15 protein-coding genes are annotated in these 16,614 nt (G+C 36.3%); 10 read left to right on the top strand and 5 right to left on the bottom strand.

Going from position 1 to position 16,614, the window contains the following annotated elements:
- Nucleotides 1–146 precede the first annotated feature (146 nt).
- Nucleotides 147–320, bottom strand: coding sequence for a hypothetical protein (locus tag ACQW5G_RS03120; protein WP_429971617.1), 174 nt, complete (start codon nucleotides 318–320; stop codon nucleotides 147–149).
- Nucleotides 321–387: 67 nt separating this feature from the next.
- Here ACQW5G_RS03120 and secA2 point away from each other — a divergent pair, with 67 nt between their 5' ends.
- The 4 genes from secA2 to ACQW5G_RS03100 all read left to right on the top strand — a co-directional run bounded on the left by secA2 (nucleotide 388) and on the right by ACQW5G_RS03100 (nucleotide 6,205).
- Complete coding sequence (gene secA2, locus ACQW5G_RS03115; protein ID WP_429971616.1) at nucleotides 388–2,727, top strand: accessory Sec system translocase SecA2; 2,340 nt, start codon at nucleotides 388–390, stop codon at nucleotides 2,725–2,727.
- A complete protein-coding gene (locus tag ACQW5G_RS03110) occupies nucleotides 2,714–4,591 on the top strand; it encodes a mucin-binding protein (RefSeq protein ID WP_429971615.1) in 1,878 nt (625 codons plus the stop codon). The genes secA2 and ACQW5G_RS03110 overlap by 14 nt, the downstream gene beginning before the upstream one ends.
- A gap of 152 nt (nucleotides 4,592–4,743) precedes the next feature.
- On the top strand, nucleotides 4,744–5,532 hold the full coding sequence (locus ACQW5G_RS03105) for a 2-keto-4-pentenoate hydratase (RefSeq protein WP_429971614.1): 789 nt from the start codon (nucleotides 4,744–4,746) through the stop codon (nucleotides 5,530–5,532).
- A gap of 97 nt (nucleotides 5,533–5,629) precedes the next feature.
- Nucleotides 5,630–6,205: a TetR/AcrR family transcriptional regulator gene (locus tag ACQW5G_RS03100; protein WP_429971613.1), complete on the top strand. Its 576-nt coding sequence runs from the start codon at nucleotides 5,630–5,632 to the stop codon at nucleotides 6,203–6,205.
- A 61-nt stretch (nucleotides 6,206–6,266) separates the two neighbouring features.
- Here ACQW5G_RS03100 and ACQW5G_RS03095 read toward each other — a convergent pair whose 3' ends face one another.
- Nucleotides 6,267–6,821 carry a TetR-like C-terminal domain-containing protein gene (locus ACQW5G_RS03095; RefSeq protein WP_429971612.1) on the bottom strand — a complete coding sequence of 185 codons (555 nt, stop codon included), beginning with the start codon at nucleotides 6,819–6,821 and terminating at the stop codon, nucleotides 6,267–6,269.
- 308 nt (nucleotides 6,822–7,129) lie between these two features.
- On the opposite strand from ACQW5G_RS03095, the gene ACQW5G_RS03090 reads away from it, so the two are divergent.
- Nucleotides 7,130–8,011 carry a LysM peptidoglycan-binding domain-containing protein gene (locus ACQW5G_RS03090; protein ID WP_429971611.1) on the top strand — a complete coding sequence of 294 codons (882 nt, stop codon included), beginning with the start codon at nucleotides 7,130–7,132 and terminating at the stop codon, nucleotides 8,009–8,011.
- Nucleotides 8,012–8,130: 119 nt separating this feature from the next.
- On the opposite strand, the gene ACQW5G_RS03085 is transcribed toward ACQW5G_RS03090, so the two are convergent.
- Nucleotides 8,131–8,688 (bottom strand): hypothetical protein, encoded by a 558-nt coding sequence (locus tag ACQW5G_RS03085; protein WP_429971610.1) that lies wholly within the window; start codon nucleotides 8,686–8,688, stop codon nucleotides 8,131–8,133.
- A gap of 475 nt (nucleotides 8,689–9,163) precedes the next feature.
- Between ACQW5G_RS03085 and ACQW5G_RS03080 the strand changes: the two genes are divergently transcribed.
- The 5 genes from ACQW5G_RS03080 to ACQW5G_RS03060 all read left to right on the top strand — a co-directional run bounded on the left by ACQW5G_RS03080 (nucleotide 9,164) and on the right by ACQW5G_RS03060 (nucleotide 15,881).
- Complete coding sequence (locus ACQW5G_RS03080; protein ID WP_429971609.1) at nucleotides 9,164–12,622, top strand: mucin-binding protein; 3,459 nt, start codon at nucleotides 9,164–9,166, stop codon at nucleotides 12,620–12,622.
- Between the two features lie 350 nt (nucleotides 12,623–12,972).
- The gene (locus ACQW5G_RS03075; RefSeq protein WP_429971608.1) at nucleotides 12,973–13,617 is read left to right on the top strand and encodes an amino acid ABC transporter permease; all 645 of its coding nucleotides are present in this window, start codon (nucleotides 12,973–12,975) and stop codon (nucleotides 13,615–13,617) included.
- 9 nt (nucleotides 13,618–13,626) lie between these two features.
- Nucleotides 13,627–14,265 (top strand): amino acid ABC transporter ATP-binding protein, encoded by a 639-nt coding sequence (locus tag ACQW5G_RS03070; protein WP_429971607.1) that lies wholly within the window; start codon nucleotides 13,627–13,629, stop codon nucleotides 14,263–14,265.
- Nucleotides 14,262–15,113 (top strand): amino acid ABC transporter substrate-binding protein, encoded by an 852-nt coding sequence (locus tag ACQW5G_RS03065; protein WP_429971606.1) that lies wholly within the window; start codon nucleotides 14,262–14,264, stop codon nucleotides 15,111–15,113. The genes ACQW5G_RS03070 and ACQW5G_RS03065 overlap by 4 nt, the downstream gene beginning before the upstream one ends.
- A gap of 102 nt (nucleotides 15,114–15,215) precedes the next feature.
- Complete coding sequence (locus ACQW5G_RS03060) at nucleotides 15,216–15,881, top strand: zinc-ribbon domain-containing protein (protein WP_429971605.1); 666 nt, start codon at nucleotides 15,216–15,218, stop codon at nucleotides 15,879–15,881.
- 51 nt (nucleotides 15,882–15,932) lie between these two features.
- On the opposite strand, the gene ACQW5G_RS03055 is transcribed toward ACQW5G_RS03060, so the two are convergent.
- Nucleotides 15,933–16,277, bottom strand: a complete 345-nt coding sequence (locus ACQW5G_RS03055) for a type II toxin-antitoxin system PemK/MazF family toxin (RefSeq protein WP_429971604.1) — start codon at nucleotides 16,275–16,277, stop codon at nucleotides 15,933–15,935.
- Nucleotides 16,255–16,533, bottom strand: a complete 279-nt coding sequence (locus tag ACQW5G_RS03050; protein ID WP_429971603.1) for a type II toxin-antitoxin system RelB/DinJ family antitoxin — start codon at nucleotides 16,531–16,533, stop codon at nucleotides 16,255–16,257. The genes ACQW5G_RS03055 and ACQW5G_RS03050 overlap by 23 nt, the downstream gene beginning before the upstream one ends.
- Between the last annotated feature and the right edge of the window lie 81 nt (nucleotides 16,534–16,614).

Here is a 16,614-nt window from a genome sequence, read left to right as displayed (position 1 = left end):
TAGTTGTAATTTAACCAGGAAAAATAAAAGCCACATCCCTAAGAGAAGTGGCTTGAATCAATATAACTAATCATCTAATAAACATTTATCATGGTATAATTTACCAAACATAAAATTAAATTTACATTAATTGAATTTTACGACAATTAATAGAAAAATGAACCAACTACGCCGGCTAATACAATGATAGCTAATAAAATATTAACCGTAATAGTTAACCAGGGTTTCTTCTTATGCTTATCAACCTCAGGAAGATCTTCTGAAAATTGATTAAAACGATTATCGATGTCTTTTTGAATGATCTTTTTATTATTTTTCATAGTGATTACATTATAATTGTTAGCCCTGAATTAGACAAATATTATTAACAAGCTGAAAGGATTTATCGTGTTTGATAATAAAAAACAAAAATACCAAAAAATAGCTAATAAGGTACAAAAACTTTCAACGACCTATCAAAATATGACGGATGAGGAGTTACAAAAACAAACTCCAATTTTAATGAAGAAAGTCAACGGCAAACGCCGCAATTTGAAAAAAGTACTTCCAGAAGCCTACGCCGTGGTTTGTGAAGCTGCTTATCGGGTTTTAGGAATGCGGCCATTTCCGGTTCAAATCCTGGGTGCAGTTGCGATGGAATATGGCAACATTGCTGAAATGAAGACTGGTGAAGGAAAAACCCTAACCGCCACGATGCCAATGTACCTTCATGGTTTATTAAACAAACCCGGAAATTTCTTAATTACGGCTAACGAATATTTAGCAGCCCGTGATGCAGCTGATATGGGAGTTTTGTACCGTTGGTTAGGTTTGACAGTTTCATCTGCCGTGCCTAAACCAGGCCAAGATGCCAAGGATCGAGACTTAGATCGGATTTATGGGGCCAACGTAGTCTACACCACTAATAGTACGTTAGGATTTGATTATTTATTTGATAATTTAGCGAAAACACCCGAAGAACAACATATCAAAGCGATGAACTTTGCGTTGCTTGATGAAGCGGATGCCGTGTTACTTGATACAGCGCAAACTCCATTAGTGATTGCCGGAGCTCCGCGAGTGCAATCCAATTACTATCAAAGTTCTGATCAAATCGTCAAACTTTTGCAAAAAGACGTTGATTATAAAATCAGTGATGATTTAAAGAACATTTGGTTTACCAACCGTGGAATTGTACAAATGGAACAATACTTAGACGTTGATAACTTATTAAGCAACGAATGGGAATACCTTTTCCGTCACCTTGCGTTAGCTTTGCGTGCTAACTATCTCTTGAAAAAAGACCGCAATTACGTGGTTAAAGATGGCGAAGTGGTTTTAATTGACCAAGAAAACGGACGGGAACTAAAAGGAATGAAGATGCAAGCTGGTCTTCATCAAGCCGTCGAAGCCAAAGAAAACGTGGAAACTTCCGTGGAACAACGGGCCATGGCTACCATTACCTACCAAGATTTATTCCGAATGTTTAACCAACTCGCTGGGATGACGGGAACTGCGGCCACTGATGCCGTGGAACTTTTAGATGTGTATAATCTATCAGTGTTCAAAGTGCCAACTAACAAGCCTAACATTCGAATTGATAAACCGGATGAACTTTACATTACTAACAAAGCGAAATTGTTAGATACGCTTGAATTAGTGAAAAAAACTCATGTGACTGGACGTCCCATCTTAATTGAAACTGGATCTTTGGATCTTTCCGTGTTGTATTCTCACTTACTCTTGAAGGCGGGAATTGCACATAGTTTGTTGAATGCCCGTAGTGGAATTAAAGAAGCAGAAATCATTAAAAATGCTGGAGAATTAGGAGCCGTGACCGTGGCCACTTCAATGGCTGGACGTGGTACTGATATCAGAATTGATGATGAGGCCGTAGCATTAGGTGGATTATTAGTCCTTGGAACCGAAAGAATGCAAAACAAACGGGTTGATAATCAGCTACGTGGTCGAGCTGGACGTCAAGGTGATCCTGGTGAAAGTGTCTTCTACGTTTCATTAGAAGATAAAATTATGATTGAAAATGGTTCTAAGAGTGACCGGAAATATGCTTCTAAGCACGCTAAGGATGCCAAACAAAAGTTAAAAACCAAAGGTCGGTTTGGCAATGCCATTAATAAAGCCCAAAAAGTCGCCGTTAACCAACAACGCGATGCAAGATTTGAAACGTTGCAATTTGGTGAAATTGTCCGGTTACAAAGAAATAGTATCTACGAACAACGGGATGAAATCATGGCTGCCAAAAACTTGGACGAAATTATTAATACTTGTTTTGCAATCGTAGCTGAACAATACGTTGTGCAATGCAAACATCACGAAAACCAAGAAACGATGTTGGAATTCATCTACCAAAACATTAATCCAGACTTCAATGACGAAACTGATTTGGAAGCGATGAAACCCAAACGTCAAAAACAATTTTTAATTCGCATCATGCGTGAACAATTTAAACGCGCAGAAAAACAATTATTCGACCGTGACCAACGGCTTTATTTTGAAAAGCTCTGTATCTTGCGGGCCATCGACCAAAGCTGGATTGATCAAGTTGACCAATTGGAAGTTTTGAAAAAAGTTACCAAGACCCGTTCCATTGCCCAATTAAATCCAGTTTTCGAGTTCCAAAAAGAAGCCTTAGAAACTTATCAAACAATGAAAGATCAAATTGCATTTGGTGTAGTTCGAAATCTAACGAATTCAGATATTATTGCTAAGTCGGATGGAACCTTATAACTATGCGGATGGTAAACAAGCATTACCAGATAAAGTAATTGATGTTTCATTTACAAAGACTGATTTAGTAGATGCTGTTAACGGTGATGTAATTGTTCCAGGACAATGGGATAACAGAACGATTTCCATTGATGATAATCAACAAATTGATGGTTATACTTTGGATGCTACAACCAAATATGTTGATGTAACTGAAGGCACACCTGCACAAGTTACCTTTATCTATACTCCAGTTGCTAAACCAGCTCCTGCAAAAGAAGCTCAATTAGGTACTGCTCCATTTGTCCATGAAACAGTGGGTAATAATTGGCAACCAGCTGACTCAGTTACTAAATTAGTTGATAAAGATGGCAATGATGTGAACCCAGCTCAAGCGCTTGCGGATGGTAGTTTGCAAGTTGAATATTACAAACTAGATAACCACGGTAATGGCGTTTCATTTGCTAGAATTGGCAATAATGGTAGTACAACCCCAGCAACTTTAGATGAAATTCACAGTACAGTTGGAACTTACGTTGCATTTTATGTCTACGAAGGTAAAGTTTCTGAAACGCAAATCTTCGTTGGTACGCAAAATACACCAGCTATTGCTGAACCAATTATCTATGAAGATAACGGCCAAGCTGTTGGACAACCAACCATTGTTAAAGGGATGCCAGGTGACACTTATGATGTCGCTCCTGGAGTTCCAAAGGGTTATCATCTAGTAAATCCAGCTGATCATATTGTTACATTGAAGAACTCAGAAACTCCAATCGTAGTTCCGATTGCAAAAGACGAAGTTCCTGCAACTCCAATTAACCCAGCTCAACCGGTAAACCCAAGCAAGCCAAGTGATAATAATGGAGACAATGGAAATGGTAATTCAGATAACAATAACAAGCCATCTGAACCAAGTACACCAACCAATCCAAGTCAACCAGTAAATCCAAGTCAACCAAGTGATAACAATGGTGATAAAGGTAACGGAAATTCAGATAACAATAATAAGCCATCTGAACCAAGTACTCCAACTAATCCAAGCACACCAATTAATCCACCAGTTCAACCGGTAGATCCAAGTAAGCCAAATGATAATAATGGTGACAAAGGTAACGGAAATTCAGATAACAATAAACCATCTGAACCAAGTACTCCAACTAATCCAAGCAAACCAAGTGATAATAATGGTGATAAAGGAAACGGTAGTTCAGATAACAACAAACCATCTGAACCATCAACACCAAGCAATCCAAGTCAGCCGGTAAATCCAAGCAATCCAAGCGATAAAAATGGTGACAAAGGAAACGGTAGTTCAGATAACAACAAGCCATCTGAACCATCAACACCAAGCAATCCAAGTCAACCAGTAAATCCAGGTAAACCAAGTGATAACAATGGTGACAAAGGTAATGGAAATTCAGATAGCAATAAACCATCTGAACCATTAACACCAGCTACTCCAAGTGGACAAACTGATACTGGATCAAAGACTAAACCAGCTACTCCTGAAGTTCCCGCAACTCCATCTGATAAAGGTAAGAAGGATGATACTCCTGTAAAGAATCATCCTCAGACTCCAGCAAAGCCACAAAATGATACAAATTCAAATAAAGTTAAAAGTTCTTCAAAAGATTTAAAACCTAACAATTCAGAAACTACTCCTACACAAAGTAATGAAACAGCTAAAACAACTGTTGCACCAGAAAATACTCAAGCAGGTACAGTTCAAGCAAATCATCAAGCAGCAAATGAAACCAATAAGCATGATGCATTACCTAACACAGGTAGTTCAAACGATAGTTTAATTGGTATGATTGTTGGATTGATGATGAGTTTAATCTCATTATTTGGTTTTGGATTCTTAAAGAAGAACCGTAAATAATCGAAAAGACATGATAAAACACGAACTATATGTGTTTTATCATGTCTTTTTTTGTTATAAACGCGTATTGACAAAATAAATGGTAGGGGTATATTAATAGAAATCGAACATTTGAGTTCGGTAAAAAATTTAACGTAAAGGATGTGTTTATTATGACTGACAAAGTATTGACTAGTGATGAAGTAGAGGTGCTTGCACAAATTTTGTACAAAGCTTATGCAAATCAAGAACCATTAGATATGACTGAATTCACTGAGTTTGACGACGATTCTGCTTACAAAGTTCAACGTCGTTTAACTGAATTAAAAGCTAAAAAATTGGGTGGTTACAAGATTAGTCTTACGAGTGAAGAAACTCAAAAGATGTTTAACTCTACTGAACCATTATACGGAGCTCAGTTAGAAGAACGCTTCTTTAAATCTGGTACTAAATTAAAACAATCCATGTTTATGGATCCTTTAGTCGAAGTTGAGTTAGTCTTCACTGCGAAAAAAGATTTATCTGCTGATGACTCTTTAGAAGATTTAATGGCTAAAACAACTGTAGCGCCAGCTGTTGAATTACCGGACTGTCGTTTCAAAGAATGGTTCCCGACTTTACCTAAAAATTTAGTCATGGCAGATGCCGCAGTTGGTGGTGCTGTCGTCTATGGTGATGAAGAAGACACCAATAAATTTACTTTAGATCAATTAGCTACTGTCCACACAGAGTTGTTCCATGATAAAGAACAAGTAGCTGAAGGGGTATCTAGCGAAGTATTAGGTAACCCAGTTAAATCACTTAAATGGTTAACCGAAAAACTAGCTGAAACAGATCAAGTCGTCCATAAAGGTGAACGAGTCTCAACTGGAACCTTTTTATTACCAGTTCGCTTAACTCCTGGAAAATGGAAAGCCGAATTTGATTCTGGTTTAAGCAATGTAAATTTCGAAGTTGAATAAATATTAAAAAACTAGCTATTCGTTAATAGCTAGTTTTTTTGGCTCTAAAGGATGTTAAAATAGGAACAATAATTGATCCTTTAGGGAGGTAATACTAATGGAAAAAATATCTAATGTCAGTCGTAAAACGATGAATCGTATTTCTGATGCGTTATTAAGTGAAGTATCGCATAAACGGTTAAGCGAAGTTAAAGTTAACAACATTATTGCAACAGCTGCAATTTCGCGCAAAACGTTTTACAATCACTTTGACAATATTAATGAAGTAATTGATTATACTATGAAAAAAGTAAATGATGACTTGAGGATGGGTGATTTCTTTGAAGTTACCGATCGTGATGAATTGATTGAAAAAGGGCTAGAACGTTTACCTGATGGAATTTATAATAATCGAGATGAAATCGAAATCTTGTATACATCTGATTTGAAAGGACCATGGAAAGACTTTTTAATGCAGCAATATGGTTCTTTGGTAGATGAAGTATTGTTTAAGGATTATACGGATAAATTATTGCCTAAAAGTACAGCTAGTAATATTTTTACGTTTGTCTTAATTGCCTTAGCTGATGATTGGGTTAAACAATCTGTGCCAGTTACACCAGATGTAATTCGGCAACAAGTCCTTGAAATCTTAAATACTACCCCAGGAGATTTACTTTCTAAAAGCATGTAAAAAAGACTAGCTTCGTAAAAAATACGAGGTTAGTCTTTTTAGTTTCTTCTATATTAATACACTAAATATTAGCTAGTTGATTTAACGAAGTGTTGAATAGCAATTCGAAATGCGTAATGAAGATTTCAGGCTTTTCTGGAATAGGCTTTGACATCCAAGTTTCGAGAAGGGCTAAGAACGATCTGGTATAGAAATTTGCGGCATCTTCCTTACTGATAATTTGTCTAGCAACACTAAAGTCTTTAAAGACGTATTTTACAATCATTTTTTTGTAACGATTTTCTAAGAATTTAGTCCACTTTCCGTTAAGTTCAGAAGTATAGAGAATTTTAATGGCATCCCGTTTGGCATAAATCTTTTTCGGAAAGACGTTGATTAACATACTGATAGCTTCTCGACTGGAAATGTTTTTGTCATAGATAACTGCATCGAAAATGTTATTATCAATTGATTCAAATAAGTATTCAATTGCGTCGTCGATATTATTGAAATTATTATAGAAAGTCTTTCTGGCAATCCCAGTTTCTTTAATAATGGAAGAGGAGGTTATTTTATAAAGTGGTTTATGGGCCGCTTGATTTAAGATTTCTTTGCTAATTATGTCTTTTTTTAACATTATGATCCCACCTTTACTTAAAAATATATGTATGGATACAACCAGTAATTATAACATGCTTATCTTAAGTTAGTTTAAATAGCGAACATTTGTAAAATAAAGTAACAAATGTCCGATTTTAATTACAAAATATGTATGTAATGTTACGTTGTTACATAATAGCCGTTTTTCTTAAACTGTTTGTAATATAAGCGTAACAAATACCCGCTATTATAGATATTGTTGATTAGCTGATATCGATTCAGCTTAAGAACAAACCTTAAATCAGATAAACTCGTTACAGGTATTAAAAGGAGAAATTTATTTTTATGAAGAAGAAAAACATGATTAAGTCAATTGCAACTGTTGCTGCTGTATCTGCTGGTGTATTATTCGCCGGTGCACAAAGTACTAGCGCTAACACAGTTAACAATAACTCAACTGTTAAACATACAGTTGTATACGGTGACACTTTAAACAAGCTTGCAGCTCAATACGGTGTTTCTGTTCAAGAATTAGCACAAGCTAACTCAATTAAAGATATCAACATGATTTACGTTGGTGAAGTATTCAACATCTCTAACAACGGTCAAGTTACTGTTTCTAACCAAAGTGCTCCAGTTGCACCTGCTGCCCAAGCTGCAACTACTACTGTTGCTGCTCAAGCACCAGTTCAACAAGCTACTCCAGCTGCTTCAACTACTGTTGCTGCACAAGCTCCAGTACAACAAGCTGCTCCTAAACAAGTAGCTGCTCAAGCACCAGTTCAACAACAAGCTGCACCTGCTGCTCAAGTTGCTGCACCTGCAAAGGTTCAAGCACAAGCTCCAGTACAACAAGCTGCTCCTAAACAAGTAGCTGCTCAAGCACCAGTTCAACAACAAGCTGCACCTGCTGCTCAAGTTGCTGCACCTGCAAAGGTTCAAGCACAAGCTCCAGTACAACAAGCTGCTGCAACTCCAGCTCCTGCTGCTAGTTCTGTAAGTAGTAGCGATGCTGCTGCTAAAGCATGGATTGCTGGTCGTGAATCAGGTGGTAGTTACACTGCTCAAAACGGTCGTTACATTGGTAAATACCAACTAGACTCAAGTTACTTAAACGGTGACTACTCAGCTGCTAACCAAGAAGCTGTTGCTAACAACTATGTTTCATCACGTTATGGTTCATGGTCAAACGCACAAGCATTCTGGATGTCACACAACTGGTACTAAAATTAAAATAAATAATAATTTAAGGGGACTCTTTGATGAGTCCTCTTTTTTTGTCTAAAATTAGTCAACAAAAAAGACGATAACAATTATTATCGTCTTTTTTAATAAATTATTTAGGATTATAATTCTGGTAACTCTATCATGGAAGTTTTCATGAGAGTTTCAAAAATTTTCTTGAATTTTTCTGGTTTCTCCGGCACTGGTTGTGTAATCCAAATTCCTACAATATACAAAAATGATTGGATGAAGTAATGACAAGCAACTTTTTTAGGTATTTCAGTTGACGTGTAATTTTTAAAAACGGTCTTCATCGTTAAGTCAGTATATTTGTCTTCCAAATAAGCACCCCAGACACCACGAAGATTAGGGCTATACATGATTTTTTCTTGATCACGTTTAGCGTAAATTAGTTCTGGAACAACTTCAATTAATTTTTTGACGGGATCATCGATAGATGTAACATCAATCTCTTCGATTTTGTTGTATATATCATCATCGATTGATTCCTCAACATAAACAATGACATCATAGATGCCGTTGAAATTGTTATAAAACGATCTTCGTGAAAGACTAGTAGCTTCAACTACTGATTTAATAGTTATCTTTGAAAGAGGCATTAAAGAAACTTGATTCAAAAATGCTTTTGCAATTAAATCCCTAGATTTATTTTTATTCATTCTATCCATCTCTTACCTAATTGAAAATTTGCCTTTTATAGTTACATGTCGGTGTTACTTTTTGGATTTAGCATGATTAAAAATCACGTTAAATCCCATCATTAATTATGTAATAAAAACGGTCAAACTACGCACAGAGTGTGTAAAATAAATCCATTTAAACTAAACATTGTAGTGAAAATCACTACGTACTAATTGTTAAAAATCAGTTTGTTTAATATCAAGATTATAACATTGTAAGGCGTTTGGCGCTAGTGAGTGGGGGAAAGTTAGAGGTAAATAATCATGACAGTTTTTTACAATTCGTATAGTTTTTATTAAATTACTAAAGCATTAGTTATGCACTTTATCGTGTTACAGAAGGCTGATAATGTTGTACAATTAATACAACTGAAATAAAAATTACTAGACCGCTTCATTAACCACCTATTTGGTCTTTTTATTCTTAAAAAATAATTGAAATCGTGATGAGAATATGAGCAATAAATTGATTAATCCAAAGGAATCAGCCAAAGTTGTTGATAATGTTCCAAAGATTGATGAAAATGACAAAAAACTAGGTTTAGTTAACCTAGTTCCTTTTATGGTTATCTACGTAAATCAAGATGGCGATAAAATTGGTGAAGAAACTAAAACGGCAATTTTCGTTCGTTCAGCTGAAGTTAACAAAAAGACTGATAAAATTGTTAGCTACAGTGACTGGAGCGAACCACAAGCATTAAGTTTTGAAGCTCCTCGACTTGAAGGCTATGAATTAAGTGATAAATCTGATACTGAGATTAATATTACTGTTAAAGCCGGAGAAAGTGCCAAAAAATGCAAGATTATTTATGATGAAGTTGATGATAGTGTTTTAGCAGCTGAAAATAGCAAAATGAATATTGATGATGCTGACGTAATTGAACTAACATCTAATCAACCAGGAGTTCCAGGAGAACCAGTTGATCCTAATAATCCAGATGGGATGAAGTATCCAGAAACTACTGGGGAAAAATACTTAGTTAGCGTTACTCCCATTAAAATTAAGTACGTTATGGAAGATGGTAGTACAGCTCCCACTTCCGTTGATTTTCAAATTAAATTTACCCGTGATGGTTATTTAAACACCACTACTGGTGAAGTTAGTTACTCTGCTTGGAGAACTGACAAAGAAAACGAAATCAAAATTGAATCACCAAAAGTAACTGGCTACAATCCTGATGTGACGTTTGTGGATAGTACCATTATTCCTGGTCGTCCATTCCAACAAGTAATTACTTATCATGCTGATGCCCAACATGCTCAAGTTAACTTTATTGATGAAACGACCGACACAGTGCTTAATAATATTGAAGTAACTGGAAAAACTAATCATCCAATGGACGATGTGATTAACAAGCAAATTAATGATTATTTGGGTGCTGGATATGTCTTAGTTGATAACCGAGTACCAGATAATTTTGAAAGTGTTGATTACAAGAAATATGATGTTACTTTAAAACATGAAATTGTGAACGTTTCATTCGGCAAACCAGGTAAACCAGGGGAACCAATTGATAGTAATCGTCCCAATACGATGCTTTTCCCATATGGAACTGATCGTAAGGGACTAAGCAACCAAACTAAAGTTAAATTTGTTTATCAATTTGAAGATGGGCGCCAAGCTGATCTTCCTAAAGTAATTACAGTTGATTTTGACCGGAAAGCTCGAATTGATTTAACTACTGGTCAAGTTCATTACAACGAATGGCAAGCTACTAACGACGATAAGCATAGTAATACTGTTGAAGTAAGCATGATTTCACCAACCATTGAAGGATATACCCCTGATAACAATGATGCTTCCGTTGCAGTTAGTGCTCAAAATCCAGTTGAAAAGGTCATTACTTATAGTGCACAAACTCAAACAGCTTCAATTAACTTTGTAAACGAAAACGGAAAAGTGATTGCTAATGACACTGTTCAAGGTCATTCAGACGAAGTAGTAGCTTACGATAGTTCTGCAGTTGTTAAAACCCTTGAAGACATGGGTTATGTAGTACCAAAAGTCTTCTCTGAAATTCACTTTGGTAACTCTGGTCAAATTCAAGTAGTTAAGATTAAAGAAGCCGTTGTGGCCTTGAATCATGCTAATCCTAAGAACGATGGTAGCTTAGTAAATGATGGTAACCCAACTGGACCTAAATATCCTGCTGGAGTTGCTCAAAACGATTTGAACAAGTCAGTTAACTTTACGGTTAAATACCAAACTGATGATGATACTCCAGCACCAGCTGAAAATACTAAAGTTGTGCAATTCTTTAGAGATGCCCGCGTTAACCTAGTTACGAAAGACGTTACTTATACTGCTTGGACAACAATTGATAACACAAGTATTGAATCACCAGCTATGAGCGGTTATCTTCCAGATCAAAGAATTGTTAGCTTTGATGGCTCAGTTGATGATACTAAAGAAGTCGTTTATGCTGCTCAAACTCAAATGGCTAAGATTGTCTACCTTGATACTAAGGGAGAAGAAGTCTTAAGCGACATGGTACGTGGTAAATCAAACACTAGTGTAGCTTACGATTCTAGCAACTCAGTTCAAACTTTGATTAATCGTGGATACAATGTTCCTAAGTTACCAACTAAGATTAGATTTGAAACTACTGATCAAACCGTTTCAGTTAAATTAACTGATAACATTGTTTCTGTTGACCATACTTCACCAAAAGCAAGTGGTCTTTTAGTTGATCCAAGTAACGTAAATGGACCTAAATATCCAGCTGGCGTAGGCGTTAAGGACTTGAACAATGACACTACTGTCACAGTTCATTACCAAACTGATAACGGTGCGACTGCTCCTGCCAACGCAAGCAAGACAGTACACTTCTCACGTGATGCTGAAATTGACTTAGTATCTGGTAAGGTAACTTACACTCCATGGACTACTTCAGAAAGTACTAGCGTTGATATAGCAGCTCCTGATATGAAAGGTTACACACCAGCAACAGAAACTGTACACTTTGATATTGTGGCGGGACAAGATGATATCAAGAACGTTGTCTACACTGCTAACAAACAATTGGCTACCATTACTTATGTAACGGCAACTGGTAAAGTGCTTGCAGAGGATACTATTGGTGGACGTTCAAACGAAACCGTTAGATATAATTCTGCTGAAACAGTTAAAGCCTTAAGAAATAAAGGTTATGACGTTTCTAACGTTCCTAGTCAAATTAAATTTGGCACTGAAAATACCCTTGTTAAGGTTCAACCAGCTGAAGGAATTACCCTTGTAACTCCTGAAAAACCTGGTAAGCCAGGTGAAGCAATTAATGCAGCCTATGCAGCAATTAAATACCCAGCTGGTAGTGGAATTGATAGTTTGGTTAAACACGTTACTAGAACCATCAATTTTGTGGATGCTCAAGGTAATGCGGTTGCCGCTCCTAATATTTCAACAGTTGAATTTAAGCGTGACGCTAAGATTAACCGAGTAACCGGAAAAGTAGCCTACACTACTTGGACAACTGCTAATGCTGAATTTAAGGCAGTTAAAGCTCCAGTTGTGAAAGGCTACTTTGCTAACAAAGCAATGTTACCTTCTGCTGAAGTTGATAAGTCAATGAGTAACGTTAAGGAAAACATTCAATATGGTGACCTTGGTCAATTAGTTCCAGATGTTCCTGGAGTTGAACCAATCACTTATCCAAATAACCCTAACTTTGCTAATGCTGCCATTGATCCAATGATTCCAACCATTCCTGGATACGTTGCTATTGATCAATTTGGTGATCAATTGATTGGAAATACTCCATATCCAATTGACCATGCTAACTTAGGTCAATCAATCAATATTCACTTTGAAAAAGATTCTAATTCATCTTTAGCAACTCCATCTCAAGCACCAAAACATGAAGAACACGAAGATGAAGGCTCTGTATTTGGTCTATTTGGAAGAAAACATAGATAAAATTAAGTTTTTTGTAATTAATGGTTGCTATTTTCTTAAATCCAACATATAATTCAATTAACGATATGAACGAAAGAGTAACCTATCGGTGCTGACCGAGAGAGTCACGTAGCTGAAAAGTGACCAGTAGCATAGGCGAACCACACTCGTGATCATTGATATAGCAAAACTATATCCGGCCGGCGTCGTTAAATGCTACACCTTACATTCTAGAAAAGTAAGGTGCCTGAGAGTCTAGTAGTAATGCTAGGCTGAACAGAGGTGGAATCACGAACGAATCGTCCTCAAGTTATCAATCTGATAACTTGAGGACTTTTTTGTTTTGGTGATAAATTAATGGAGGACTTAAAATGCACTATATCTTAGAAATATTACCCAGCTTATTGGATGGGTTGAAATTAACTTTAGGAGTTTTCTTCCTAACTTTGATTTTTTCATTGCCGTTAGGAGTGATTGTGTCAATGGCACAACGCTCACGTTTCTTCGCATTACGTTGGATTACTAATATCTATATCACAATCATGCGGGGAACTCCGTTGTTACTTCAAATTGTGTTCGTCTACTATGGTTTGAGTTTGGCTAACATTGCAGTATTACCAAGATTTGAAGCAGCAGTCTTCACATTCGTTTTGAATTACGCCGCTTACTTTGCCGAAATTTTCCGTGGGGGAATTCAAGCCGTACCAGCTGGTCAATATGCGGGTGCCAAAGTATTGGGAATGAATAAGTTGCAAACTTTCCGTTACATTACTTTGCCTCAAGTGATTAAAACCGTGATGCCATCAGTTGGAAATGAAGTTATTAACTTGGTTAAGGATACTTCGTTAGTTTATGTAATTGGGCTTGGAGATTTGATGCGGGCTGGAACGATTGATGTGGCAAGAGATGTTACTTTAGTTCCATATTTATTAGTTGGGGTATTTTACTTACTATTGACGATGATTTTCACTTTAATTATGCGTTACATTGAAAAACGCTTGAATTACTACCGTTAGGAGGACAACATGTTAGCAATTAAAAATTTAACTAAATCATATAATGGTCGTACAGTTTTTAAAGATTTATCTTTTGAAGTTGAACCAGGCCAAGTTTTAACCATTGTTGGACCTTCTGGAATTGGGAAAACCACTTTCTTGAATATCTTATCCGGCTTAATTGCCGCTGATAGTGGTTCAATTAGTATCGACGGTAACAACTTAGCGATTGATGGAACGCGTCAAGGATCAGAAGTGGGTGTTATCTTTCAAGATTTCAACTTGTTTCCGCAATATACGGTTACAGAAAACATTACGTTAGCTCCCCGAATCGTAGCGAAAGAAAATAAAAATGAATATCGGAAAACCGCTACCGAATTATTGGATGAATTAGATTTAACTGAACACCAGGATAAATATCCCTTTGAATTATCAGGTGGACAAAAACAACGAGTGGCCATTGCCAGAGCTTTAGCAATGAAACCAGGAGTATTAGCCTATGATGAACCAACTTCAGGATTAGACGCTAAATCAACTGACCGGGTCACTGCCATTATTAAAAAGTTACAAGGTCAAGGAGCTACTCAATTAGTAGTAACTCATGATTTACCATTTGCACAAAGTTTGAATGGTAAAGTTTTAGATTTCTCAAAGGATGTCCAACGATGAAAACGAAAAAGCAGTTTCCAACTTGGCTTGGAAATTTAATTATTATTTTGATTTTAGGATTAGTAGTGGCGGGTGCCTGGTATAAAGGAACTCACCGAACTGATACCTGGAATAAAGTTCACCAACAAAAGACGGTTACGATTGGAATTGATGATACTTTTGTTCCGATGGGTTTCCGGGATAAGAATGGTAAATTAATTGGTTACGATGTGGAAATGGCCAAAGCCGCTTTTAAAAAGATGGGCTTAAAGCCAAAATTCCAAGTCATTGACTGGTCAATGAAAGAAACCGAATTAAATACGGGTCACATTGATGCCATTTGGAATGGTTACACGATGACGCCGGAACGGGCACAACACGCTGCTTTTACTAAGGGTTATCACCAAGATCGCCAAGTATTATTAACACGAGCTGATTCCGGAATTAATACTCCGATGGATATGCACGGAAAACAGTTAGGTGTCCAATCAGGATCATCGGGGTTCGATTCGTTTAATGAACACCCACAATTCTTGAAGGATTATCTCGGAACGAAGCCAGTGCAATATGATACTTTTGATAAAGCCATCAACGACGTTAAAGTCGGCCGGATTAATGCCGTGTTAATTGATGGTGACTATGCGAAATATTATCTTGCTCACAACAAGTCTTCAGTACCTTTGAAATTAGTTGATACCCAATTTCCACCAGATGAATATGCGGTTGGATTGCGGAAACAAGATAAGACATTACGTACTAAATTGAATAAAGCAATTGATGAATTACACCGTGATGGGACGGAAGCCAAACTTGCGAAAAAGTATTTTGGTACACCAACGCCTAAACCTGGAATGCCACCAGTTCGCTAAAATAAAACACCAGATTTCGGTCTGATGTTTTATTTTATTGTAAATTGGAGGGTAAAAAGGTTAAAATTAAGATATTCTTAAGGCGTTGAAAGGTGAATAATCATGGATAAAAAATATTGTCCTAATTGTGGACATGAAGTTAAAAATGGGGATGAATTTTGTCCGAACTGTGGTGCAAAAGTAACTAATAATATGAGCCGCAGTCAAGCAACTAATAGCTCAGTTTCTCATCAAGTAGTGCAACCTAAATCTGATGGGGTACTCAAAGGAATTTTAATTGCTTTGATTGTAGTGCTCGGAGTTATCATCGTTGGTGGTGGAGTTTATCTAGTTACCAGTAGTATGATGCATCCAAAACAACAGACAACGACTAAAACAAAAAAAGTCATTGAAAAGAGTAATTCAAATGATGGCAATAGTGCCGCAAGTAATTCAAGCTCAAGTTCTGATTCTTCCGATTCTAGTTCATCTACTAGTGGTCCAATTGGTGAATCTGAAGCCATGGATATTTTAAGAAATGCTGGATATGATTCTAGTGAACTTAATGATGATGAACTAGTTAACAGTAGTTCATCAATGACGACCATTAATACTTATTATGACGATGGTGATACTTGGATTAAGAATACTTATACGCTTTATCCCGAAGGTAATAATAAAGTAGAAATTCACTTACAATCATATCGTGGTACTGATAAAGGTGATGCAGGTAGTTTCCAAACGCAAATTAGTCCTACTGGAGCTGCTAAACAAACGGTTTCAAGATAATCAATAAATGTAAAAAGAACTGACTCTGGATGGGGGTCAGTTCTTTTTGGATTATTGATGGTGTAGTTTTTCCATTAAATGATTTATTCCAGCTACATCTCTGTCAGAAAGAGAGCCAATTTTCTTTAATCTAGAATTAGAAATGTTCACGTTAAGAACGGTTCCTACATCAATATATGATTGTTTACTTAAGCCAGATTGTTTCCAGTCTATCAAAGGATAATAAACAGATTTTATTTCATCTGATTTATTATCGTATTTGGTTGAAAGCCTAAAAAATGATAAAAATGACCCATTCTTTTCTAAAATTAAAACGGGTCTTCTCTTACCAGTTTTATTAAATGCTACAAAAAGTGTTACTAAATTATTTTCCTCAGTAATCCTGACTCTCATCATTAAACCAATCCTCTACTTCCTTTTTACTACTAAGAGTAATTACGGGAAGTTGTCTTGATTTATCGAGAATTCCAATTAAATTTTTTTCTCTTTCAGTTAAATTTACTGAAAAGGGTATAGAACCTGTTGCAACAACACGTTTTAAAAACATATTGATAGCAGTTGTGGTCGTTAAACCTAATTCTTCAAGAACCTCTTCAGTTTTATTTGCTAGTTCTTGATCTATTTGAACTTGAATACGTTTCTTTTCACTCATAATATACCACCCTTGTACTTATTTAATAGTTGTTTATGAGTATAATATACGATATTTAAACGGTTTTCAACTAAAAAAGCA

It is taken from the genome of Fructilactobacillus sp. Tb1, from assembly GCF_050500285.1.
GTDB lineage: Bacteria > Bacillota > Bacilli > Lactobacillales > Lactobacillaceae > Fructilactobacillus.
The sequence above is the reverse complement of the archived record's forward strand: the minus strand, read 5'-3'. Positions and strand labels throughout refer to the sequence as shown.